At 70.1% G+C, this 23330-nt stretch carries 19 protein-coding genes; 14 read left to right on the top strand and 5 right to left on the bottom strand.

The features are described 5' to 3' along the window. Positions 1-65 precede the first annotated feature (65 nt). The 3 genes from ACFY12_RS04150 (at position 66) to ACFY12_RS04140 (ending at position 3601) form a co-directional block, all read left to right on the top strand. Positions 66-695, top strand: coding sequence for an SUKH-4 family immunity protein (locus ACFY12_RS04150; protein WP_390714130.1), 630 nt, complete (start codon positions 66-68; stop codon positions 693-695). 81 nt (positions 696-776) lie between these two features. Next, a complete protein-coding gene (locus ACFY12_RS04145; RefSeq protein WP_390714129.1) occupies positions 777-1616 on the top strand; it encodes a nucleic acid/nucleotide deaminase domain-containing protein in 840 nt (279 codons plus the stop codon). Positions 1617-1705: 89 nt separating this feature from the next. Beyond that, positions 1706-3601 carry a hypothetical protein gene (locus ACFY12_RS04140; protein ID WP_390714128.1) on the top strand — a complete coding sequence of 632 codons (1896 nt, stop codon included), beginning with the start codon at positions 1706-1708 and terminating at the stop codon, positions 3599-3601. Here the strand turns inward: ACFY12_RS04140 and ACFY12_RS04135 are convergent. Next, complete coding sequence (locus ACFY12_RS04135) at positions 3582-5315, bottom strand: FAD-dependent monooxygenase (protein ID WP_390714127.1); 1734 nt, start codon at positions 5313-5315, stop codon at positions 3582-3584. The genes ACFY12_RS04140 and ACFY12_RS04135 overlap by 20 nt on opposite strands. Positions 5316-5353: 38 nt before the next feature. Here ACFY12_RS04135 and ACFY12_RS04130 point away from each other — a divergent pair, with 38 nt between their 5' ends. Then, positions 5354-6058, top strand: a complete 705-nt coding sequence (locus ACFY12_RS04130; protein ID WP_390714126.1) for a TetR/AcrR family transcriptional regulator C-terminal domain-containing protein — start codon at positions 5354-5356, stop codon at positions 6056-6058. 80 nt (positions 6059-6138) lie between these two features. Here ACFY12_RS04130 and ACFY12_RS04125 read toward each other — a convergent pair whose 3' ends face one another. Next, complete coding sequence (locus ACFY12_RS04125; RefSeq protein WP_390714125.1) at positions 6139-6756, bottom strand: TetR/AcrR family transcriptional regulator; 618 nt, start codon at positions 6754-6756, stop codon at positions 6139-6141. A gap of 72 nt (positions 6757-6828) precedes the next feature. Between ACFY12_RS04125 and ACFY12_RS04120 the strand changes: the two genes are divergently transcribed. Then, on the top strand, positions 6829-7305 hold the full coding sequence (locus ACFY12_RS04120; protein WP_390714124.1) for a DUF1453 domain-containing protein: 477 nt from the start codon (positions 6829-6831) through the stop codon (positions 7303-7305). 17 nt (positions 7306-7322) lie between these two features. Here the strand turns inward: ACFY12_RS04120 and ACFY12_RS04115 are convergent, their stop codons facing one another. Genes ACFY12_RS04115 through ACFY12_RS04105 form a run of 3 tightly spaced genes read right to left on the bottom strand, consistent with a single transcriptional unit; the run spans position 7323 to position 11037 of the window. Further along, a complete protein-coding gene (locus ACFY12_RS04115; protein WP_390714123.1) occupies positions 7323-8564 on the bottom strand; it encodes an acyltransferase family protein in 1242 nt (413 codons plus the stop codon). Further along, complete coding sequence (locus tag ACFY12_RS04110; RefSeq protein WP_390714122.1) at positions 8561-10060, bottom strand: polysialyltransferase family glycosyltransferase; 1500 nt, start codon at positions 10058-10060, stop codon at positions 8561-8563. The genes ACFY12_RS04115 and ACFY12_RS04110 overlap by 4 nt, the downstream gene beginning before the upstream one ends. Beyond that, positions 10060-11037 carry a glycosyltransferase family 2 protein gene (locus ACFY12_RS04105; protein ID WP_390714121.1) on the bottom strand — a complete coding sequence of 326 codons (978 nt, stop codon included), beginning with the start codon at positions 11035-11037 and terminating at the stop codon, positions 10060-10062. Before ACFY12_RS04105 ends, ACFY12_RS04110 begins: the two co-directional genes overlap by 1 nt. A gap of 187 nt (positions 11038-11224) precedes the next feature. Between ACFY12_RS04105 and ACFY12_RS04100 the strand changes: the two genes are divergently transcribed. The 9 genes from ACFY12_RS04100 to ACFY12_RS04060 all read left to right on the top strand — a co-directional run bounded on the left by ACFY12_RS04100 (position 11225) and on the right by ACFY12_RS04060 (position 23301). Then, the gene (locus ACFY12_RS04100) at positions 11225-12580 is read left to right on the top strand and encodes a DUF6716 putative glycosyltransferase (protein WP_390714120.1); all 1356 of its coding nucleotides are present in this window, start codon (positions 11225-11227) and stop codon (positions 12578-12580) included. A gap of 104 nt (positions 12581-12684) precedes the next feature. Then, positions 12685-13953 (top strand): cytidylyltransferase domain-containing protein, encoded by a 1269-nt coding sequence (locus ACFY12_RS04095; protein WP_390714119.1) that lies wholly within the window; start codon positions 12685-12687, stop codon positions 13951-13953. Positions 13954-14080: 127 nt separating this feature from the next. Further along, a complete protein-coding gene (locus ACFY12_RS04090; RefSeq protein ID WP_390714118.1) occupies positions 14081-15043 on the top strand; it encodes an N-acetylneuraminate synthase family protein in 963 nt (320 codons plus the stop codon). Positions 15044-15071: 28 nt separating this feature from the next. Beyond that, on the top strand, positions 15072-16457 hold the full coding sequence (locus ACFY12_RS04085; protein WP_390714117.1) for a hypothetical protein: 1386 nt from the start codon (positions 15072-15074) through the stop codon (positions 16455-16457). 131 nt (positions 16458-16588) lie between these two features. Then, positions 16589-17836 (top strand): amidohydrolase, encoded by a 1248-nt coding sequence (locus ACFY12_RS04080; protein ID WP_390714375.1) that lies wholly within the window; start codon positions 16589-16591, stop codon positions 17834-17836. Positions 17837-18052: 216 nt separating this feature from the next. Then, on the top strand, positions 18053-19084 hold the full coding sequence (locus ACFY12_RS04075) for a BMP family protein (RefSeq protein ID WP_390714116.1): 1032 nt from the start codon (positions 18053-18055) through the stop codon (positions 19082-19084). Positions 19085-19370: 286 nt separating this feature from the next. Next, positions 19371-20864, top strand: coding sequence for an ABC transporter ATP-binding protein (locus ACFY12_RS04070; RefSeq protein WP_390714115.1), 1494 nt, complete (start codon positions 19371-19373; stop codon positions 20862-20864). Next, positions 20861-22024, top strand: coding sequence for an ABC transporter permease (locus tag ACFY12_RS04065; protein ID WP_390714114.1), 1164 nt, complete (start codon positions 20861-20863; stop codon positions 22022-22024). Before ACFY12_RS04070 ends, ACFY12_RS04065 begins: the two co-directional genes overlap by 4 nt. Next, positions 22021-23301, top strand: a complete 1281-nt coding sequence (locus tag ACFY12_RS04060) for an ABC transporter permease (protein WP_390714113.1) — start codon at positions 22021-22023, stop codon at positions 23299-23301. The genes ACFY12_RS04065 and ACFY12_RS04060 overlap by 4 nt, the downstream gene beginning before the upstream one ends. Positions 23302-23330 lie beyond the last annotated feature (29 nt).

Raw genomic sequence — 23330 nt, 5'->3', positions numbered from 1 at the left:
TGACTCGAAGGGGTGGCTTCCGATAGCATCGCGGAAATTATTGCGTCGCGTCGACAGGACGAAACATGCCCCAGCTCACCGACCGCTCGATGATGGAGTCGGTATTCCCCGCGGAAAAGCTTGTGACGCTGGATGAGGAAAAGCTCCCGGCGGGGCTTCATGAGGTGGCTCGTTCGCTTCTGGTCGACACTGGCCTGCCGGATGACCGCAGTTCTTTTTTCGCGATCGACGGAGGACTCTTCGAGGAGGGGGCTCCCGGCCGGCTCCGTCGATGTGCGGAGCTCAGTCACTTTTCCCGGTACCAGGACATGCCGAACGGGTGGGCGGACTGGCTGGTGATCGGTGAGATTCACTACGACGTCGTCGCCCTGGACCCGAAGTCGGGAGCTGTTTACTGCCTGCCGGACGGAGAGTACACGGCGCATCTGCTGAACCAGAGTCTCGACTCCTTCCTCTTCTTCCTCTATCTGCTCGAACGCGAGCGTCCGCATTACGACTACACGGTGTCGGACGACATCCCCGACCCGGAATCTGTGGCGGTGTCGCTCCGGGAGCGGATGATGCGGGCCGATCCGCTCCCCTTCGAGGGGGTGGAGCCGGCCTGGTCGGAGGAGTTCGACTGGGAGGCAGAGGACGCCCCGCGCATGCCGACATGGGACTGTGTTCTTTCAGCCGTGTACGAGACGGTCGGTTAGCCGGAGTCATCCATGGCGACCCCGGTCAACGGCGACCCCGGTCAACCGGGAATGCGTCACACAAGCGTCGAGGAGTTTTCCATGCATGCCCATGAGGGCGAACTGCGGCACTTCGGACAAGAGTCGGCAGGCGATCCGCGTACGGTGCCCGTCGCCGTCCGTCGACTGGCGCAGGTGGCCGTCCCGTGGCAGGTGGGCCCCTATTTCTCCACGTCCGCCGATGACCCCGTCGCGCTGGGCGAATACGCCCGGACCGTCGGGCGGGTCATCGAGTTCGAAGAGCACCACGAGCCGGCCCGATTGGGTACCGACCAGGGATACGAGATCTGTGCCGACCATGAGGGTGTCGTGCAAGCGCTGTTGCTCGGCTACCACGAGCCGCCCCGGTTCGTGAACACCTCGCCCGAGGTCTTTGCCCAGTCCCTTCTCGTACTGGATCAAGCACTGCGCACCATCCTCGGTACGGACCAGCCCCCAGCTGCTGCCGACGCATTCGCCGCGGCAGAGCGGCGGCTCCGGAGCCTGGACCCGGAGGCCTTCGCCGACCGGGAGAGCTGGTGGCCGCTGGTCCTCGATGATCTCCGTGACACGGCCGGTGCGGAGTGGTACGCCGCGTTCGAGTACGTCGGCGCCGATGGTCAGAAGCAGATCGTGACCCGCGCCGGCGGTATCGGTCTCCATCCCGAGGAGCGACTTTGGTCCGCGCTGCACGGATCGGGCGTCGAGCCTGGTCAAGTGCTGCGTATCCATACCGAGTTGGAGGCCTGTTTCATGCCCGGACACTACTGCTCCCTGTGGATGGCGCAGACGTTCCCGGACGCCGAACTGACCCACAACTTCCCCTACGGCGAGACCGCCGAATCCCGGGCCGAAGGAATCCGCCTGCTCCGTGAGGCCGCCGCGCAGCCTCCCCAGCAGTAGCAGTAGCAGTAGCAGTAGCAGTAGTGACGGCAGTGACAGCAATGACTCAGTGGTGACTCAGTAGTGACGCAGTAGGGGGATGACGCACGATGACCACCGCAAGCCCTCCGCCGGCGCCCGATACAGCGGCATGGCCGCCGCTGGACGCGCATCGGGCAAACGCCGGAAGGGCCTTGGTCCAGTGGGCGGCCGCGGCCGACGACAGCCTCCCGCGGCTGTGCCTGCTCCGCGGCGCCCGGGCGAGCGGCAAGAGCCATCTGCTGGCATGGTTCCTCGTCGGGGCGGCCACCCACCCCCGTACCACCGCTCATGCCACTGTCCCCTCGGAAGGGCTCACCACCGACGCCCTCTCCTGGGAGATGAGCCGCCAACTCGGCTACGGTCCTCTGCCCCCACATCGCCTCCTGGACCGCGTCGCCACCGACCAACGGCCGCTGCTGCTCGTGGTGCCCGACCTCCACCTCGCCGGACGCGGCCCCTCCGGCCGGCCTTCCGCGCAGCCCGAGACGATCGTCGAGGAACTCCTCAACCCGCTCCTGGAGTTCCCGTACGTGCGACTCGTAGCGGAGACCGGCACAACAGAGCTCCTCAGCACCAGCAACGCCGGCCCGCACCTCATCGACCTGGGCGCAGCGCCGTATCCGGGCACCTCCCAAGACCCGCAGCGGGCGGACTTCACCACGCTGGCGGCCGCCCTTCCCCGGACGACCGACGGCAGACCGATCTGGGACCAAGCTCCGCACACGAGCCGGGAGCACATCCTCGACGCCGCCCTCGAATTCGAAGACGGAGACGAATACGAATACGGAGACGGAGATGAAGGGGCGGAAGTGAAAGGCGACGGCAGTGCGGTGCGTACGCTGCTCGCCGATCCGGGGTTCCTCATCCACGGTTCCACCACGGCCATCACCGCCGCACTCCACAGCCCCACCACCCTCGCCCCCACCGGCCTGCGCACCATCTGGAACCGCGCCGCCCCCCAACTGTCCGGCTCCGAACACAGCGACACCGCACGCGCCGCCCTGCTGCACGCCGCCGCCCTCACCACCAGCCCCACTCTCAGCGAATACCTGCGCCCCCTCGCCGAGCAGCACCAGTGGACCGCCATGTGGGCACAGCACGACACTCCGGTCACCGCCCACTGCCCCATCCCGGCAACCGGCGGTCAACTGCTCGCCTCGGACCCCCTCGGCCGCCTGCACCGGCACGACCCCGCAACCGGGGCACGCACCGGAACGCTGCCCTCACCCACCGCGATACGCCCCAGCGGCATCGCCGCAGCCGGCCCCGACGCGGTCCTCATCCTCGACGAGACCGGAGCGCTGCACAGCCTCACGGCGGATGCGGATGCGGATGCGGATGCGGACGAGGACGAGGGCGAGAGCGAGGGCAAGGGCAAGGAGGGCGCGGTCGGTACCGTGCTCGGGCATATAACCTCTCACCACGGCGCGATCCAGCCCGGCACCGATGCCTCCGCCGACAATTCTTCCCGGCCCACCGCTCTCGGATCCTGCGCCGAGTCGGGCCTGGTGGCCGTCGGCGACACCGGCGGAGCAGTACACATGTGGTCCCTGACCGAGTACTGGCCCATGCCACGCTCCCGCCGCCTCCATACGGTCCCGGTCACCGCCGTCACCTGCCTGCGCCTGCCCGACGACGACCTCACCTTCGTCATCAGCGCCGCCTTCGACGGCTCGGTCCGGCTGTGGGAGACCTCCCAGGAACCGATGGAATCTCCCGTCGAGCAACGGCCGGCCCTCGTCACCGCCCTCGCCGCCGCCGACACCCCCGCCGGCCCACTGATCGCTGCCGCGTGGAACGACGCCGAGCTCCACCTCTGGCACCTCACCAGCGGAAAGCTCAGGACACTGCCGCTTCTCCACCGCTGCAGCGCCCTGAGCCTCTCCGCCACCGGACATCTGACCATCGGCGGCCCGGACGGCTTGCACACCGTCCGGCTCGACTTCACTCGCCTCTGGGGCTGACGTCGGGCGTCCCGACGTACGTCGCAAGAGCGGCACGTACCTGCTTCACCGCGCCTGTCGCCGGTGCGGCCAGTGCGACATATCCGTCCGGGCGGATGACGAGGACGGCAGGCCCGGTGCCGTAGGCGTCGCGGATGTGGCCGTCGGTGTCGATCAGGTCGGGGGACGGGCCGCCGACGCGGACGAGGCGGAGCAGGTCCGGGTCGGCGGGCAGGACCATGTCGTCGAGGGAGGCGTTGGTGCCTGCGTCGATGTCGGCGTCTGTGTCGGCGTCTGTGTCGCCCAGGACGAGCACGGTGAAGTGCGGGCCCCGGAAGATGTCGAAGAGCCGGGTGGGCTTGCCGTCGGCGGTGTGGCAGGGGGCGTCGGGGGCTCGGTCACCGGCCCGAAGGGCGTCCTCGGGCAGGTCGTCCGTGCGAAGCTCCCTGGTCAGCGGGCTGTCGGGGTAGCCGATGTCGAGCTGGTGCAGATCCCGGCCGCGACGCATGGAGCGGGAGCGGTACAGCCGGGTACTGGTGTCCAGGATGCGGTGGGCGATCGGACGGCGCTCCGCCTCGTAGCTGTCGAGCAGGGCATCGGGGGCGCCGTACCGCAGCACCTGGCCGAGTTTCCAGCCGAGGTTGTAGGCGTCCTGGACGCTGGTGTTCAGGCCCTGACCGCCGGCCGGGGTGTGGATGTGCGCGGCGTCGCCGGCCAGGAAGACCCGGCCTATGCGGAAGGAGTCGGCCATCCCCGCACGGGGCCGGAAGACGGAGGCCCACAGCACCTCACCGATCTGGTCGACGGTGAGGTGGGTGTGCTGGGCGATCGCCGTACGGACGAACTCCGGTGCGGTGTCCGGCGTTTCGGAGAACATGGCGATGATCGCCTGGAAGTAGTCGGTGCCCGCGAGCGGGAGGATCATGACGGGGCCGCCGCTCGACTGCTGCCAGCGGTGCCAGTGGTCCCGGTCGAGACCGTCCACCCGGACATCCGCGATCAGTGCGGCACCGGGGTCTATCGACGTGACACCCGGGGTGGTCGACATGGCCGGTGTGACACCCGGGGTGGTCGGCGTGGTCGGTGTGACATCCGGGGTGGTCGGCGCGGCGTCCGGATCCAGCGACGGCCCGCTCATTCCGACGCCGAGGGCTCGGCGTACGGTGCTGCGTCCGCCGTCCGCGGCGACGAGGTAGCGGGCGCGGACGCTGCGCACCTCGCCGCCGGAGGGCCCGCCGGAGAGCCGTAGTTGTGCGGTGACTCCGTCCGAGTCCTGCGTGAATTCGGTGAGTTCGGCACCGAAGAGTACGTCGTCGCCGCCCACCTCCGCCAGCCGCTCGCGCAGCAACTCCAGATTGCGGAACTGCGGCACCATCCAGGGGTCGGCGTAGGGCGCGGCGGGCGTGGGTTCGCGCCGCTCGATCATCGCGTGCGTCTCGACGATCCGTCCGTCGTCCCAGATGGCTGTGTCCGGGTAGAGGCCGCCGACCGCCCGTATGGCGTCCAGGACGCCCAGGTCGTCGTAGACCTCCAGCGTGCGGGGCTGGAGGCCGGTGCCCCGGGCGCCGGGGGAGAGGCGGTCCTGCCGCTCGACGATCAGGGCGCGCACACCGCGCCGGGCGAGGTCGATACCGAGGGCGAGGCCGGTGGGGCCCGCGCCGGCGATCAGTACGTCCACGGTCACGGGCGCTCCGTCCGCCACGGGAAGGCCGTCCTTAACGTTGTTAAGTTCCATGTCTCCGAGCATGGGCTTAACAGTGTTAAGTTGTCAACGTGGTTTCGCGCATCGATCGGGCACGGGTGGTGGACGCCGCCCTGCGGCTGCTGAACGAGGTGGGGCTCGACGGCCTCACCCTCCGCCGTATCGCCAAGCAGCTGAACGTCCAGGCACCCGCGCTGTACTGGCACTTCGCGAACAAGCAGGAGTTGCTGGACGAGATGGCCACCGAGATGTTCCGGCGGATGACCCGGCCCCTGCTGGACCAGGACGCCGGCGGAGCGGGATTCGGCGCGACCTGGCAGGAGGCCGTGCTCGGCAGCTGCCGGGCGGTCCGCCGGGAACTGCTCCAGTACCGCGACGGCGGCAAGGTCTTCAGCGGTACGCGGATGACCGACCGCAGCTATGCGCAGCCACTCGACGTCTACATGAGGCGGTTCACCGAGGCGGGCTTCTCGCTGGGCGAGGCGGCGCGGGCGTGGTGGACCGCGTACAACTTCACCGTCGGGCTGGTGATCGAGGAGCAGTCGATCTACCCGGTCCCGGGCGACCCGGCGAGCCGTGATCCGGAGAGCCGTGACCCGGCATACGACCTGGACGAGCGCGTTCGGGCACTCGGCGGGAGCTATCCCCTCGCGGCACAGGCGGGCCGCGAGATGTTCGGCGACCTCGACCGCAGCTTCGAGACCGGGCTCCGCATCATCGTGGCCGGCATCGAGGCGACGGCCTGTGACCGCACGGACGCCTCCGCCGGTAAGTAGGGCGTTCGCCTGATCCGCGCTGTGGTCTTCGACGACCTTCATGTCTCCGAGGCGTGCGCGCTGGACGCATTGGCCGGAGGTCAGCTGTCAGATCTGAGGGCGTCCAGGTGCCGTCGCAGTACTTGCCGGAGCAGTTTCGGCGGATAGCGGTCCGGCAACAGCGTTGCCTGGAGGGTGAGTCCGTCGAGGAGGGCGGCCAGTCGCGTGCTTTCCAGTTCGATGTCCATGCTGTCCGGCAGTCCGCCGGCGCGCTGGGCTTCGTACAGCACGCGCGACAGCAGAGCATGCAGGTCGGCCTGCATTTCGGCGGCGCAGGGCCGCAGTTCGGGGCGGGTGAGTGCTGCGGTGGTGAAGGCGAGCCAGAGCGCGGACTCCTGGCGGCGGGGCTCGTCCAGGGGGAGGAGCTCGGCCAGGAGCTCTTCTGTTCCGGCGCGGCGGTCGGTGCGGCCGTCGGGAGCCAGGAGACGCTCGGCGTGGGTGCGGATGCGGTCGCCGATGCGCCGGCTCAGCTCCCTCATCGTGAAGGTCATCAGCTCGTCGTGGTCGGCGAAGTAGTGGCGGACCGACCCGATGGCGAGTCCGGCTTCCTCGGCGACGTTGCGCAGCGACGCGTGCTCCAGCCCATGGCGGGCGGCGACGGACAGGACGGCCTGCGCCACTGCCCTGCGGCGGGCCACGGGATCCACGATCTTCGGCACGTTGCCTTTTATAGCACGACCGAGCTACCATTTTTTTAGCTCAAGCAAGCTATAAAGATGGGTGGTGCCTGCGTGAACCCCTGGCTGCTCGCTGCGATCATCGTGGCGGTCGTGATCGCGGTCGTGATCAGACGGATGATCGGTGAACCGGTCAATGCGAGGGAGCTCTTCGTGGCCCCGCTGGTCCTGACCGGGATAGGCATCCTGTCCCTCATCAAGAAGACGGACCTGACCGGCACCGACCTCACCTGGGTCATGACGGGTGCCGTCCTCGCTGCGGCACTCGGTGCACTACGTGGCGCCACCGTTCAGCTCGTCGACAAGGGAGGTGTCCTGTGGCAGCGCTACTCCGGCCGCACCTTCCTCGCCCTGCTCGGCACCCTGGCTGTCACCGTCGGCTTCGGCATCCTGGCGGTGAGGATGGGCATGCACGAGAACGCACGCCCCATCCAGCTCTCCATCGGCGTGAGCTTCCTCGGTGAGTCCCTCATGGTCGGCCGCCGCGGCATGGCTTCGGGGATCCCCTTCGCCCCGGCGCGTACGCGCTGACTCCAGGGCCGGTGACTCTAGTGCCGGTGCGCGGGCCGGGGGTCGATGGCCCGCTTGAGGCGTGGTGTCAGGGGGCGTTCGACGTAGCGGTGCAGTAGCCAGGCCAGGAGGAGCATCAGGGCCACGGTGAGGAGCAGGGTCGCGTACGAGGGGAGGGCGAGGGTGCGGTGCAGGGCGCGGATGACGACCCAGCCCAGGTGTTCGTGGACGAGGTAGAAGGGGTACGTCAGCGCGCCGGCGAGGGTGAGCCGGCGCCAGTTGACCCGGCGCAGGCCCAGACCGCCCAGGGCGACGAGGGCGACCAGGGCGAAGCCGAGGGTGACGACGGCGATGATGACGGACGCCGAGCGGTAGGAGAAGGCGTGGGCGGACGGGGCGTGCCAGAGGCCGGTGACCGCGTAGTGCTGCCCGAGCAGCCAGCTGACCAGGACTATCGCCCAGGCGATCGGGTCGCGGGCGCCGTAGCGGTGGAGGAGGTAGAGGCCGATGCCGCCGATGAAGAAGGGGGCGTACTGGGGCATGAGGAGGGTGTTGAGGAGGGGGTGGTGGGCCTGCTGGGCGACGGTGGCGGCCAGGGTCCAGCCGGCGCAGAAGAGGACGACGCGGGTACGGGTGGCGCCCGGAAGGATGACGCAGAGCGCGAAGAGGGCGTAGAACCGCATCTCGGCCCAGAGGGTCCAGCAGACGCCGAGGACGCGGTGCGCGCCGAGTGGCTGCTGGAGCATGGTGAGGTTGGTCAGGACTTCACTGGGCGGGAGCGCCTTCTGGGCGACCCAGGGGAGGGCGAAGACGGCGGTGACCAGGAGGATGGCGGCCCAGTAGGCCGGGTAGAGGCGGGAGACGCGGGAGGCGATGAACGCCCGTAGCGTGCGGCCCCAGCCGCTGAGGCAGATGACGAAGCCGCTGATGATGAAGAAGATCTGGACGCCCAGGCAGCCGTAGGCGAAGAGCGGGGCCGTGGTGGGGAATTGGTGGGCGGGGGAGGTGCCCCAGGATTGGGATATGTCGCCGCTGCGGCCGGCGTAGTGGTACCCGGCGACCATCAGGGCGGCGAGCAGGCGCAGGCCGTCGAGGGCGCGGAGTCGGGAGGGGCCGCCGGGGTCGCGTCCGCGTCCTTGTCCTCGTCCTCCACCTCCTGGTCGTGGCTCTGGTCCTGGCCCCGGTCCTCGTCCTCGTCCTCGTATGGTGGCCTTCGGGGGGCCGGCGGCCAGGCCCTGCGCGACCGCCGGTGCATCGTCCGTCCGCGGGGGCGTGGTCATCCGAACGCGACCCGCTTCTTCAGCCGCCGCTGTATCGCGCGCGCCCGGCGGGCGACCCTGCGGACGGTGGCGTTGCGCGGGATGAACGAGAGCTGGGACGGGATCGCGCCGGGCAGCGCCAGCGCGGTCAGCCGGCGACGTTTGAAGTAGCGCCGGGTGTACGCGTCGAGGTGGGTGGCGAGGTAGCGCTCGGCGGCCGGGCGGAGCCGGGGATGGAGCTGGTGCTGCATGGCGTAGCCGACCGCGGTGATGAGGCCCTCGACGTCGGCGGTGGTGGTGAGGGCCGTTGGCTGCTCGCTGGTGTCGCGGAGGTCGGGTACCAGGGCGTCCACGAGGGTGACCGGGACGCGGTTGCTGTTCTGGTACGGGGTCAGGCGCTCCAGCAGCAGATCGGTGCCGGTGCGCGCGGCCGGCAGGCCGTAGAAGGTGGACGCGGTCAGCAGCGCGGTGGAGAAGCAGCCGACGACCAGGGCGGGGCGCATCCGCTGGTAGAGCATCTCGGCGAGAACCGGGGTGTCCAGCACGGTCAGGGTGACGTCCAGCTTCCCGGCCTCCCGTTCCAGCAGCCGCGACCAGCGGGCTGGTGCGGACGGGTGCGGTTTGAAGACGATCTCGCGGTGGCCGCGCTCCACGGCGCCGCGCATCATCCGCACATGCAGTTCTTCCTCCTCCTCGGCGGTGAGGATGCCGAGCGCGGAGAGGTACTGGCCGAGGAGGAGGGCGGCGCCCCCGGGAAGGCGATCGGGCAGGCGGCCAGGAAGACGTTCGGGTAGGCGGCCGGGAAGGCGTTCGGCAGCGCGGTCGGGCAGCCGGAAGGCGTCCAGGATGGCCAACTCGTCGACCGCATCGGCGATTTCGGAGAGGACTTTGGTGAAGGCGTCGGTCGGTACGGGGCGCTGCTCGACGTCGAACTCGGTGAGGAGGAGAGGTGTCAGGCCGGGAACCAGGTCCAGGTACAGCAGGCGGTTGATGCGGGTGCCGATCAGAGGATCGAGCTTGTTGCGGGTGGGGCCGTAGCTCATCAGGCCGTCGGCGTAGATGTCGATCGGCGCGTCGGCGAAGAGCCGGGCGATCGCCTGGGCCGGGTTGACCTGGATGGACTCCAGGACCAGGTGGATGTGGTCGTCACCGAGGTCCCAGAGGAGGCGGAGGTGGCGTTCCCAGAGAGGGGCGTCGTCGGAGCGGGGCGACCAGCCGCCGGGGTGGAAGGGGCTGATCGTCTCGTTCCAGGACAGGACGCGGTCGAAGCGGCCGCGGAGCCGGTCGAAGCCGGGCATGGTGTCCAGTGACGGGGTGGTCTCCGGGGTCGCGGCGCTGTTGCAGACCAGCAGCAGCCGGCGGTCGGCCGGTGCGAAGTGGTCGGCGTCCAGCGCGGCGGCGAGCGTCGCCGCGCCGTAGAGCGTGGACGCCACGAAGATCTGGGTACGCGGACGGGGCGGATGGGGCGAATGGGGCGGACGAGTCGGATGGGACGGGTGAGGCGGACGGGTGGGCATCAGGCGGCGACCTCCGCGGAGACCGGACGACGGCGCAGCCGTCGCAGCCGGGACGCGCGCTGCGTATCCATCGAATCGAGGGCTTCCTTCAGGACGTCCTGCGGCATGCGTTTCAGTGCCGCGGCGCTCATCGAGCGCAATTTACGGGCGATCGGCGGTTCGAATCGTTCGATTGCGCCGAGCTGGTGGGAAATGATCGCGCAATAGGTACGGACCGCCTTGGGCAGCAGTACTTCCGCATCACGGTCCCGTGCGGTTTCCTCGATCACCTGGTCGAAAGCGCGAAGGAAATCCAGTTGCCGGGCATCGCCGATCTGGGTGAGGGAAGATGCCACCCCGCGCCGGTAGAAAACGCCCAGCAGTCCGACGATCGCCATGGACTTCGCCTCGCGGTGCAGTCGCCAGATCCAGGGGCGGTCCTCCGCGGTGCGCAGTCCGTCCCGGAAATGCAGCAGGCCGTCGTCGAGCAGCCGCCGGTGGTAGATGCCCGCCCAGGCGTAGGCGTAGTCGACGGGGGTGGAGCGATCGGCGGGCAGGATGACATCGCGCGGGTTCAGGACCACGCCGCGCCGGCCGTGCGGGACGCGGTGGACGGCGCGGGCCCGGGCGGTGCACTGGACGTGGTCGGTACGGAGGAAGTCGCACCCCAACTCCTCGATGGCTGAGAGGAGTTGGGGGAAGTAGTCGGGGGCGAGCCAGTCGTCGCCGTCCAGGAAGGTGAGGTACTCGCCGCGGGCCGCGTCCAGGCCGGTGTTGCGGGCGGTGGCCAGACCGCCGTTCTGTTCGTGCCGCAGCACTCGTGAGCCCGGGAGGTCTCGCTCGGCGCGCGCGAGGATCTCCGGGGTCTCGTCGCGCGAGCAGTCGTCGACGAGCAGGAATTCAAAGTCGTCACGGGCGTTCGCCGCGAGGCTTTTCAGGGTGTCGGGCGCATATGTCTGCACGTTGTAGAACGGCACGATGACGGAGAGCTTGACCACTCGGGTGACGGTAGATGCGGAGCCGTCATTCGTCTTTACGTGGTGCGGGCACAGAGGTGAACGAAGAATGTCGGAACGGTGAACCCGGCTGATTAATATGCTGGTTCGCTGTTCGTCGGCGTGCTGTTAACCCTTTGTTGCGGCCCAGTTGGTCCAGGAAAAGGAATGCCTTCCTAGCGTCTTCGATGTGCCATCCGTGACGACCTCACCGCCGCGAGTTGCCGTTCTCGCCGACTCGGATACCCGGTGGAAATGGGGTGCTTTGACAGCGTACCGGATCCAACCGGACAGCCGGCTCGACGGGTATCTGCTCCGCGGCCGCGCCACCCCCACGGTCCGCCAGCTCGACGAGGTCGGCGCCCGTGCGGAATCGGTGCGGGAGATCCGCGCCGGCGCCTTTCTCGACCTGATGAAACACAGTGTGCGGTCCGTCAACGGTCCGCGGTACGACGTAGTCGTGCTGGCCTGCGTCGGCGGCGCGGTGCAGGCGATGCTGCACGGTCTCGCCCGTGCCTGGCAAGGCACCGGGCGCCGTCCCGTGGTGGTCACCGGCTATGTCGGAGTGGTCTACGAGAAGCTCGCGGACGGGCTGCTGCTGCGGCACGGCGCGGATGTCGTTCTCGCCAACTCCCGGCACGACGCCGACCGGTTCCGCGCCGTCTACCGCGGGGTCGGCGCCGACGACGGCAGCGTCGTCGAATGTGCCCTGCCCTTCCTCGGCGGCGAGAGCTACCCGGGCCACGCCGACCGGCGCCGGCCGTACACCGTGGTGTTCGCCGCCCAGCCGTCCGTACCGGACAACCGTACGGACCGAACGTACCTGCTGCGCCGGGCGGTTGAGCACGCCCGCGCGCACCCCGACCGCCAGGTGCTGATCAAGCTCCGCAGCAAGCCGGGCGAGCACACCACGCACATCGAGGAACTGCCCTACCAGAAGCTCGCCGCCAAGGCCCCCGGCGGACTACCTGCCAACTGCCGCCTGGTGTACGGCAATATGGGCGAGGTCCTGGACGGCACCGACCTGCTGGTGACGGTCAGCTCCACGGCCGCGCTGGAGTCGCTGCACCGCGGCATCCCCACCGCCGTCCTCACCGACCTCGGTATCCGCGAGGTCCTCGGCAACCACCACTTCCTCGGCTCCGGCTGCCTGGCCTCCTGGGACGAGCTGGACGCCGGACACCGCCCGGAGCCCGACCGGGACTGGCTGGCCCGGCAGGGCGTGGCCGCCGAGGGCCCGTACGCGTACGAGAAGGCCTTCGACGCGGCCCGCGCCCGGGTCACCGAGCTGCGCGAAGCCGACAGCCTGCCGCCGCTCAGCCCGTACTACACACCCCGTACCGCCCCCGGCTACCTCCCCGGCATCCTCGCCCGGCACGGCCTGGACCCGCGCGGTGAGCCGCTCCCCGGCTACGCCGACACCCCCGAGGAGGCCGGCGGACTGCGCCGGGTCGCCCGCGAGACGGTCCGCGAGGCCGCCCGCGGCGCCTACCGGCACGGCGTCCAGCGCGTCGCCCCCGCCATCCGCCGATGGGGGCAGCTGTGACGCCCGCCCGTCGCCCACCGCCACCCCAGATCGAGGCTCCCCCAGACGTCGTCCGGGGGGACCCCCACTGCGCCGCACCTTTCGATCGCCCGAAGGAGCACCCCATGCCGCCGACAGTCGTTGCCGTCATACCCGCCCGCGGCGGATCGAAGGGCGTGCCCGCCAAGAACCTCGCCGCCGTCGGGGGCGTACCGCTGGTCGCCCGCGCGGTCCGCGAGTGCCGTGCCGCCCGCCTGGTCACCGATGTCGTGGTCTCCACCGACGACGCCGGTATCGCGGCCGCCGCCCGCGGTGCCGGAGCCGTCGTGGTACGCCGCCCCGGCGATATCGCGGGCGACACCGCCACCAGCGAAGCCGCGGTACTGCACGCCATGGACGCGTACGAGGCGGAGCGGGGCACCACGGTCGACGCGGTGCTGCTGGTCCAGTGCACCAGCCCGTTCCTGGTCCGTGAGGACATCGACGGGGTGGCCGCCGCGGTCGTCGAGGGCGGCGCGGACAGCGCGTTGACCGTGGCGCCCTTCCACGGCTTCGTGTGGCGGGATCCCGAGCCGGAGGCGGCGGACACCGGCACCGGCACCGGCACCGACGGCGGCTTCGGCGTCAACCGAGACAAAGACGGCGGCTTCGGCGTCCCTCACGGCAGGGGCGGCTTCGGCGTCAACCACGACAAGGCCGTCCGGCCGCGCCGGCAGGACCGTCCCCAGGACCTGCTGGAGACCGGTGCCGCCTATGCCATGGACGCGGCCGGCTTCCGCACCAGCGGCCACCGCTTCTTCGGCCGTACCGAACTCGTCCGCACCGACCCGGCCCGGGTGCTGGAGATCGACGATCCGCACGACCTCCACCGCGCCCGCGCGCTCGCGCCGCTGCTGGACGCTCCCCGCCCCGGTGCCCTCCCCACCCGTGACGACATCGACGCCGTGGTACTGGACTTCGACGGCACCCAGACCGATGACCGGGTGCTGATCGACGCCGAGGGACGGGAGATCGTCGCGGTCCACCGCGGCGACGGCCTCGGTGTCGCCGCGTTGCGCAAGGCGGCGCTGAAGCTGCTGATCCTGTCCACCGAGACCCACCCGGTCGTCGCCGCACGGGCCCGCAAGCTGCGGGTGCCCGTCCTGCACGGCATCGACCGCAAGGACCTTGCCCTCAAACAGTGGTGTGAGGAGCAGGGCGTCGCGCCCGAGCGCGTCCTCTACGTCGGCAACGACGTCAACGACCTGCCCTGCTTCGACTTCGTCGGCTGGCCCGTGGCGGTCGCCGGGGCGCACGACGTGGTGCGCGGCGCGGCCCGCGCGGTCACCGCGACCCCCGGAGGCAGCGGCGCCATCCGCGAGATCGCCGCCTGGCTCCTCGGTCCGTCCCTCTGATCCATCCCCCGTCGCTCTGACCCATCCCTCTTCCCGAGATCCCACCCCCGAATCCCGAGATCCCACCCCCGAACCCACCCCCCCATCTCCCCAACACCCCGCTTATCCACACGAAGGAACCCTCCCCATGAGCAGCACCTCCCGCCTCCGCAAGCTCGGCGACCGCGAGGCCGGCCCCGGCCGCCCCGTCTACGTCACCGGCGAGATCGGCATCAACCACAACGGTGACCTGGAGAACGCCTTCGCACTGATCGACGCCGCGGCCGACGCCGGCTGTGACGCGGTGAAGTTCCAGAAGCGGACCCCGGAGATCTGCACCCCGCGCGACCAGTGGGACATCGAGCGCGACACCCCCTGGGGCCGGATGACCTACATCGACTACCGCCACCGCGTGGAGTTCGACGAGGACGGCTACCGCGCCATCGACGAGTACTGCGGCAAGCGCGGTATCGCGTGGTTCGCCTCCCCCTGGGACGTCGAGTCCGTCGCCTTCCTGGAGAAGTTCGACGTGCCCTGCTACAAGGTCGCCTCCGCCTCCCTCACCGATGACGAACTGCTGCGCGCGATGCGTGCCACCGGCCGTACGGTGATCCTCTCCACCGGGATGTCGACCCCCAGGCAGATCCGGCACGCCGTCGAGGTCCTGGGCAGCGACAACATCCTCCTCTGCCATGCCACCAGCACCTACCCGGCCAAGGCCGAGGAGCTCAACCTCCGCATGATCAACACGCTGCGGGAGGAGTACCCCAACGTCCCGATCGGCTACAGCGGCCACGAGACCGGCCTCCAGACCACCCTCGCCGCGGTCGCCCTCGGCGCCGCCTTCATCGAGCGCCACATCACCCTCGACCGCGCCATGTGGGGCTCCGACCAGGCGGCCTCCGTCGAGCCCGGCGGCCTGTCCCGGCTGGTCCGCGACATCCGCATCATCGAGGAGTCCCTCGGTGACGGCGTCAAGAAGGTCTACGCCAGCGAGCTCGGCCCGATGAAGAAGCTGCGCCGGGTCACCGGTGTGGTCGCCGAGACCGAAGCCGCGGAGGGGGCGGACGCCGAGGGGGCCGACGCCGAGCGCGAGCCGGCTGCCGTCTGACGAGCCCCGGCAGACAGGAGTCGGCCTCGTGAGCTCACCAGAAGGGACCCGCGCCGAAGGCGCCGAGGTCCCGTCCCAGGAGATGACGGGTACTCCCGCCCGTCGTCTCCTGGGCGTGCCCCGGCAGCGCAACCGGACCGAACCCGCCGGTGACGACACGAGCGCCGCCCCCGCGGGGATCGGCACCCTCGCCTTCGTCGAGAGCCCCGCACAGCTGCTCAACGTCCTCGAATGGGCGCACTCGGCCGGGGGCCGGCCGGCTGGGTCCACCGGGTCTGCTGGGCCCGCTGGGTCAGGTGGGTCCACTGGGTCCACCAGGTCTGCTGGGCTCACTGGGTCCGCTGGGGCAGGCAGGGCAGGAGGTGAGGCAGGGCCGGACAGGTGGCCCGAGGCCGCCGCCCTGACCGTGGTCGTCCTCTCCCCGCACGACCCGATGACCCGCGGCCAGCTGCGCCGGATGGCCGAACTCGCCCGGGACGAAGGCCATACGGTGCGCTGGGAGGAGGCCCGCGGCGGCCCGACCGCCCCCCTGCGCACCATCGGCGGGCTCACCCCACTGCTGCGCCGGTCCCGCCGGGTCGTCATCGGCGACCCGTTCTCCCGCTACGTCCAGCTGCTGCTCACCCTCACCGCGGCGCGCGATCTGGTCGTGGTCGACGACGGCACCGCCACCATGGAGTTCGTCTCCCAACTCGCCTGCGGGGGGCGGCTGGTGCGCTGGCACCGGCACGGCAGCGGGCGGCGTCCGCGCGACCTGGTGTTCGCACCGTTCGCGGCCACCGTCCGGCGCCGGCTCACCCCGCCGCCCGAGGGCGGCCGGCGCACCGTCGGCCTGTTCAGCGCGATGCCGGTGGACGAGGCCCCGGAGGGCATCCGCGTCACCGCCAACGAGTTCGCCTGGACCCGCCGCCGCTTCGGCCCGCCCCGCGTCATGGACGCCGCCGATATCGTCGGCACCTCGCTCGTCGAGACCGGTGTCGTGGCCGACGACCGCTATCTGGCGGCGGTCGGCGCCCTGGCCCGTACGTACGGCGCCGCCCGCTACTTCGCGCACCGCCGGGAGAGCACCGAGAAGCTGCGCCGGCTCGCGCACGCGACCGGCCTGGAGGTCGTACGGCCCGATCTGCCCCTCGAACTGATCGCCCGGCGCGGCCCCGTCGGACGGCTGATCGTCAGCTTCCCGTCCACCGTCGTGCACACCCTGCCGCTCGCGCTCCTGGGTACGGAGGTGAGGGTTGCGGTCTGTGACATCGACCCGGAGTGGCTCACGGACCATGCCTCGCCGCGCGCCCAGGGCTTCCTCGACGGGGTCACCAGTACCGCCCGTGACGTGCAACGACTGCCGTTCGTCCAGCGGATGGCCACGGGGCGGCCACCGGATGAGCCCAGCCGGAAGCCCGTAGCGAAGCCATAGTTCATACCCTTCCCATAAACCGTCCATGCGCCGAGCGGCCTAGATTTTCTTCCCCTGAGGGGCTGAACTTTTGTAGTTCGAGGGACAGTTGCCCCGTGGACACCCGTAACCTTCAACAGGTGAACCAACTGATGTCCCTTGAAACCGCCGACGCCGACGCCCCCGCCGACACCGCCGGAGGGGCCGCCCTTCCCGGCACAGTTCCCGAGGCGCTGCGCGCCGAACTCATCGCCTTCCGCCGCGACTTGCACCGGCACCCCGAGCTCGGCAACCAGGAGTTCCGGACCACGGCGGCGATCAAGGAGCGCCTCGAGCGGGCCGGTCTGCGGCCCCGTGTCCTGGGCACCGGCACGGGCCTGGTGTGCGACATCGGTACGGGCACCGACGGCGGCGGCAGCGGCCGCGATCTCCCGTTTCTGGCGCTGCGGGCGGACATCGACGCGCTGCCCATCCCGGACACCAAGACCGTCGACTACGCCTCCACGGTCCCCGGCCGCGCCCATGCCTGCGGCCATGACGTCCACACCACCGTCGTCCTCGGTGCGGGTCTGATTCTGGCCGAGCTGGCCCAGGCCGGCGCGCTGCCCCGCCCGGTGCGGCTGATCTTCCAGCCCGCGGAGGAGGTGCTGCCCGGGGGTGCGGCCGACGCCGTGGAGTTCGGGGTGCTCGACGGGGTCGGCCGGATCCTCGCCGTGCACTGCGACCCGCGGGTGGACGCCGGCCGGATCGGGCTGCGTACGGGAGCGATCACCTCGGCCTGCGACCGGCTGGAGGTCGAGCTGGACGGGCCCGGCGGGCACACCGCCCGCCCGCATCTGACCACCGATATGGTCACCGCGGCCGCCCGGGTCGCCGTCGACGTGCCGGCGGTGATCTCCCGCCGGGTCGATGCCCGGGCCGGGCTGTCGGTCACCTGGGGCCGGATGGTGTCCGGACATGCCTGCAATGTCATCCCTCAGCACGCCGAGCTGTCCGGCACCGTCCGGTGTCTTGATCTCGACGCTTGGCGTGCGGCGCCGGATATGATCCACGCCGCCATCGACGAGGTCGCCGTGCTGCACGGCGCCAAGCCGCAGATCCACTACGTACGGGGCGTCCCCCCGGTGGTCAACGAGGCCGTCAGCGTCCAGCTGCTGCGGGACGCGATGGTCGCCCGGCGCGGCGTCCACAGTGTCGAGGGCACCGAGCAGTCTCTCGGGGGCGAGGACTTCTCCTGGTATCTGGAGCACGTCCCGGGGGCCATGGCCCGGCTGGGCGTCCGGCCGCCCGGTGAGCTCAGCCGGCACGATCTCCACCGCGGTGATTTCGATGTCGACGAGCGGGCGATCCAGGCCGGCGTGGAGCTCTTCACCGCCGCCGCCCTGCTGGCCCCTCACTAGGGCATACAGGTACGAGTAACTAGGGCATACGGGTACGAGCCCCGACATCGCGGCCGTCATTGCTCCGGCAGTGGCGGCCGTGGTGTTTCGTCCAGGTGCCCTACGCCTCGAATCGATAACGTCCACGCCATGGAGGGTTTTGCGCCAGGTCTACGCGCGTTAATCTCCCGACAAAGCCAGCGCCGAGGGAGGCGCTTAGAGCGAAGGGAAGGCCCCGTGCGTCGGGTCACCAGGATTGTCGCCGCGGCCGCCGCCACCGCGTGTCTCGCCCTCACCGCCACCGCGTGCGGTCAGAGCTTCGCCGAGGCCAACCGCGCGAAACACGCGGGGGTCGGGCTGGCCTTCGACATCGGCGGCCGGGACGACCACTCGTTCAACGAGGCGGCCGCCCGCGGAACCGAGAAAGCCCGCGAGCAGCTGGGCGTCAAGGTCAAGATGCTGACCGCCAAGAACGGTGAGACCGAGGCGGACCGCGAGCAGCGGCTCACCTCCTTCGCCGAGGCCGGCTACAACCCGGTCATCGGTGTCGGCTTCGCCTACAGCCAGGCGGTGCAGAACGTCGCCAAGGACTTCCCCGACACCACCTTCGGTGTCGTGGACGCCGTACCGCAGGGCAAGAACGTCGACGCGATGGTCTTCGCCGAGCACGAGGGCTCGTACCTGGCCGGGGTCGCGGCGGCGCTGAAGAGCAAGAGCCACAAGGTGGGCTTCATCGGCGGGGTGAACAACGCGCTGATCCAGAAGTTCCAGGCCGGCTTCGAACAGGGCGTCCGGGACACCGACCCGAAGGCCCAGGTCACCTCCCAGTACCTCTACCCGAACAACGACAAGGGCTTCAACGACCCGGCGGCGGCCAAGGCCAAGGCCGGCGGCATGCTCGACCGCGGAGTCGACGTGATCTACACGGCGGCCGGCCAGTCCGGCGCCGGTTCGATCGAGGCGATCAGCAAGCACAAGGGCGCCTGGGCGATCGGTGTGGACTCCGACCAGTACCAGCAGCCGGGCCTGGCCCGCTACAAGGACCACATCCTCACCTCGGTGGTGAAGAACGTCGATGTGGCCGTCTTCGACCTGATCAAGAGCGTCGAACAGGGCAAGCCGCTGACCGGCATCCACGCGTACGACACCCGGCACGGCGGTGTCTCGCTCGCCACCTCGGGCGGCTTCATCAAGGACATCCAGCCACGGATCGACGAGGCCCGGAAGAAGATCATCGAGGGCCGGGTGAAGGTCAAGGAGACGCCGTAATCACCACCAGCGCCACCGCAGCCACCGCGCCCGGCCCGACGCACTGCCCGCCGGCCCGGCCACCGCTCCGGCCGCCTTCCTGCCCTTCTCCTTCTCCTCGCTCCTCTTCTCGCTCTTCTTCCTGCTCTTCTTCCCGCTTCCTCTCTCTTCCCCTGTCCTTCGTCCGTCCGCTCCTTGACCCCGAGGGGAGTGCGCCATCAACGCAGCACCCACGAGCAGCGGCCCGTCCGCCCCGGACGCCCCTGCAGTAGAACTCCGTGGAATCACCAAAAGGTTCCCCGGTGTCGTGGCCAACCACGACATCCACCTCACCGTGCGCCGCGGCACCGTTCACGCCCTGTGCGGCGAGAACGGAGCCGGCAAGTCCACCCTGATGAAGATCCTCTACGGCATGCAGAAGCCGGACGAGGGCACCATCGAGCTGGACGGCGAGCAGGTCACCCTGCACACCCCCGGCGACGCCATCGCCCGCGGTATCGGCATGGTGCACCAGCACTTCATGCTCGCCGACAACCTCACCGTCCTGGAGAACACCGTCCTCGGCGCGGAGAAGCTGCACGGCATCGGTGCCGGCGCCCGCGCGAAGATCAAGGAGATCTCCGACGCGTACGGGCTGGGCATCCGGCCGGACGTCCTGGTCGAGGACCTCGGCGTCGCCGACCGCCAGCGCGTGGAGATCCTCAAGGTCCTCTACCGCGGCGCCCGCACCCTGATCCTCGACGAGCCGACCGCCGTCCTGGTCCCGCAGGAGGTCGACGCGCTCTTCGACAACCTGCGCGAGCTCAAGTCCGAGGGCCTGACCGTCATCTTCATCTCGCACAAGCTGGGCGAGGTGCTCTCGGTCGCCGACGACATCACCGTCATCCGGCGCGGCACCACCGTCGGTTCGGTCGTGCCCGGCGAGACCACCCCCAAGCAGCTCGCCGAGCTGATGGTCGGCAGCGAACTCCCGTCCCCCGAGACCCGGGAGTCGACCGTCACGGACGAGGAGATGCTGCGCGTCAGCGACGTCCACCTCTCCGCGACCGACTCCGACGGCGTGGTCCGCACTGTCCTCGACGGCATCTCCTTCACCATCCGCAAGGGCGAAGTGCTGGGCGTCGCCGGTGTCGAGGGCAACGGCCAGGCCGAGCTCGTCGAGGCGGTCATGGGCACCCGTACCCCCGACGGCGGCACGATCACCCTGGACGGCAAGGACCTCTCCGGCGCCTCCACCCGCGTCCGGCGCGAGGGCGGTATCGGCTATATCCCCGAGGACCGCCACCGCCACGGCCTGCTGCTGGACGCCCCCCTGTGGGAGAACCGTATCCTCGGCCACGTCACCGAGCGCCCCAACAGCAAGGGCCGGCTCCTCGACCTGGCCGGTGCCCGTAAGGACACCGAGCGCATCGTCGAGCAGTACGACGTACGCACCCCCGGCATCGAGGTCACCGCGGCCTCGCTCTCCGGCGGCAACCAGCAGAAGCTCATCGTCGGCCGGGAGATGAGCCACCACCCCAAGCTGCTGATCGCCGCCCACCCCACCCGCGGCGTCGACGTCGGCGCGCAGGCGCAGATCTGGGAGCAGATCCGCGAAGCGCGCCGGGAGGGCCTGGCGGTGCTGCTGATCTCCGCCGACCTGGACGAGCTGATCGGGCTCTCCGACACGCTGCGGGTGATGTACCGCGGCCGACTGGTCGCCGACGCCGACCCCACCACCATCACCCCGGAGGAGTTGGGCTCCGCCATGACCGGTGCCGCCCGTGGCCACCTCACCCACGAAGGCGGTGACCAGCAGTGAAGGCGCTCGACAAGAGGCTCGGCAAGAGGCTCGACAAGAACAAGGTGATCCTGGCGGTCGCCGCGCCCGCGCTGGCCGTCGCCGCCGCCATCGTGATCTCGTCCCTGGTCTTCCTGGCGTCGGGTGAGAACCCGCTCCGGGCGTACTGGATCATGGTCGACTACGGTCACTACAGCGACAGCCAGGTCTGGATCATCAACAAGGCGGTGCCGTACTACCTTTCGGCGCTGGCGGTGGCCATCGGCTTCCGGATGAACCTCTTCAACATCGGCGTCGACGGCCAGTACCGCCTCGCGGCCTTCGCCGCCGCGGCGGTCGGCGGTGCCATCGCCCTCCCGGGCGCCCTCCAGATCATCCTCCTCATCGCCATCGCGATGCTGGTGGGCGCCATCTGGTCCGGTATCGCCGGTCTGCTCAAGACCACCCGCGGCGTCAGCGAAGTGATCACCACGATCATGCTGAACGCGATCGCCGCCTCCGTCATCGGCTACTTCCTGCAGGACGGCCGCCTCGCCATCAAGGACGGCAACCTCCTGCACACCAAGTTCCTCCCGGAATCGAGCCACTTCTTCTCGTTCCCCACCCACCCCAAGCCGGTCTACGGCTTCGTGGTGATCGCGGTCCTCGCCGGCGCGCTGTACTGGTTCCTGCTCAGCCGCACCCGGTTCGGCTTCGACCTGCGCGCCGTCGGCGCCTCCGAGCCGGCCGCCGAGGCCAGCGGCGTCAGCGTCAAGCGCATGGTCGTCATCTCCATGCTCCTGTCGGGCGCCGCGGCCGGCCTGGTCGGTATGCCCACCCTCCTCAACGAATCCTTCAACTACGGCACGGACTTCCCGGCCGGTATCGGCTTCACCGGCATCGCCATCGCCCTGCTCGGCCGCAACCACCCGGTCGGCATGGCGCTGGGCGCCCTGCTGTGGGCCTTCCTCGACCGCACCGGCGGCCGCCTCGAATTCGAGGGCTACGCCCAGGAGATCGTCGGCGTCATCCAGGGCGTCATCGTCCTGTGCGTGGTCATCGCCTACGAGGTCGTCCGCCGCTACGGGCAGCGCCTCCAGCAGCGGAAGGTCGGCGAGGAGCTGGCCGCCCTGGCCCGCACGGGGAACGCCGATACCGCCGATGACTCTGACAAGCGCGACAAGCCGGAGGTGTCGGCGTGAGTGCGGACCTCAAGACCGCGACCAAGATCGTGGTCCCCGGAGAGACCGGCCGACGCCGGCTGACGTACCCCTGGATCCTGGTGATCATCGCCGTCGGCCTGCTCGCGGTCGCCGCGCTCCGGGCCCTCACCGGCGCCGAAGACCTCACCTCCACCGGCCAGTTCGGGGCCGCGCTGAGCGCCGCCGTGCCGATCGGCCTGGCGGGTCTGGGCGGTCTGTGGTCGGAGCGGGCCGGCGTGGTCAACATCGGCCTCGAAGGCATGATGATGCTCGGCTCGTTCGCGGCCGGCTGGATCGGCTGGCAGCACGGCCCCTGGGCCGCCGCCCTCGCCGGCATCATCGGCGGCGCCCTCGGTGGCCTCATCCACGCCGTCGCCACCGTCACCTTCGGCGTCGATCACATCGTCTCCGGTGTCGCGGTCAACATCCTGGCGCTCGGCGCGACCCAGTACCTGGCCACCCTCTGGTTCGGCCAGGAAGGCAGCGCGGCCATGAAGGCCGGCGGCAACGACAAACAGTCCCCGCCCATGCCCGACATGCCCACCTTCACCATCCCCGGCCTGTCCGACTGGCTGAACTCCATCGCCGGCCACCACTGGTTCCTCGTCTCCGACGCGGCCGGCATCCTCGGCGCCGCCGTCACCAACGTCTCCTGGCTGACGCTGCTGACCGTGGGCCTGTTCATCGGCACCTTCTACCTCCTCTGGCGCTCCGCCTTCGGCCTCCGCCTCCGCTCCTGCGGCGAGGCCCCGATCTCCGCCGAGTCCCTGGGCGTCAGCGTCTACACGTACAAGTACGCGGCAGTGGTGATCTCCGGAGCCCTCGCCGGCCTCGGCGGCGCCTTCCTCTCCATCGGCGTGCACTTCTACCAGGACGGCCAGACCGGCGGCCGCGGCTACATCGGCCTCGCCACCATGATCTTCGGCAACTGGCGCCCCGGCGGCGTCGCGATGGGCGCCGGCCTCTTCGGCTTCATGGACGCCATGCAACTCCGCAGCGGCGGCCCGACCGTCCACGCCCTCCTCCTCGGCCTGGCGGCCCTGCTGGCCGTCATCGCACTCCTCCGCCTGCGCGCCGCCAAGCGCACCCAGGCAGCCCTGTCGGCGACCGCCGCGGCCGCCCTGCTGTTGTGGTACTTCCTGGCCGACACCGTCCCCCTCGAACTGGTCGAAGCCAGCCCGTACATCGCCACCCTGCTGGTCCTCGCCCTCTTCTCCCAACGCCTCCGCCCGCCGAAGGCGAACGGCAGGCCTTACCGCCGAGGACAAGGCACTTGACCCCTTCCCCCCACGAACGAGGGGAATTC

Source organism: Streptomyces sp. NPDC001339, from assembly GCF_042895955.1.
Classification (GTDB): Bacteria; Actinomycetota; Actinomycetes; order Streptomycetales; family Streptomycetaceae; genus Streptomyces.
Note: the sequence above shows the minus strand (reverse complement) of the source record. Positions and strands in the feature narration are given on the sequence as shown.

Bases quoted from the DNA above. Each gene is read 5' to 3' on its own strand.
- ACFY12_RS04150 (WP_390714130.1), top strand. From the start codon at position 66: ATGCCCCAGCTCACCGACCGCTCGATGATGGAGTCGGTATTCCCCGCG.
- ACFY12_RS04145 (WP_390714129.1), top strand. From the start codon at position 777: ATGCATGCCCATGAGGGCGAACTGCGGCACTTCGGACAAGAGTCGGCA.
- ACFY12_RS04140 (WP_390714128.1), top strand. From the start codon at position 1,706: ATGACCACCGCAAGCCCTCCGCCGGCGCCCGATACAGCGGCATGGCCG.
- ACFY12_RS04135 (WP_390714127.1), bottom strand. From the start codon at position 5,315: ATGGAACTTAACAACGTTAAGGACGGCCTTCCCGTGGCGGACGGAGCG.
- ACFY12_RS04115 (WP_390714123.1), bottom strand. From the start codon at position 8,564: ATGACCACGCCCCCGCGGACGGACGATGCACCGGCGGTCGCGCAGGGC.
- ACFY12_RS04110 (WP_390714122.1), bottom strand. From the start codon at position 10,060: ATGCCCACCCGTCCGCCTCACCCGTCCCATCCGACTCGTCCGCCCCAT.
- ACFY12_RS04095 (WP_390714119.1), top strand. From the start codon at position 12,685: ATGCCGCCGACAGTCGTTGCCGTCATACCCGCCCGCGGCGGATCGAAG.
- ACFY12_RS04090 (WP_390714118.1), top strand. From the start codon at position 14,081: ATGAGCAGCACCTCCCGCCTCCGCAAGCTCGGCGACCGCGAGGCCGGC.
- ACFY12_RS04080 (WP_390714375.1), top strand. From the start codon at position 16,589: ATGTCCCTTGAAACCGCCGACGCCGACGCCCCCGCCGACACCGCCGGA.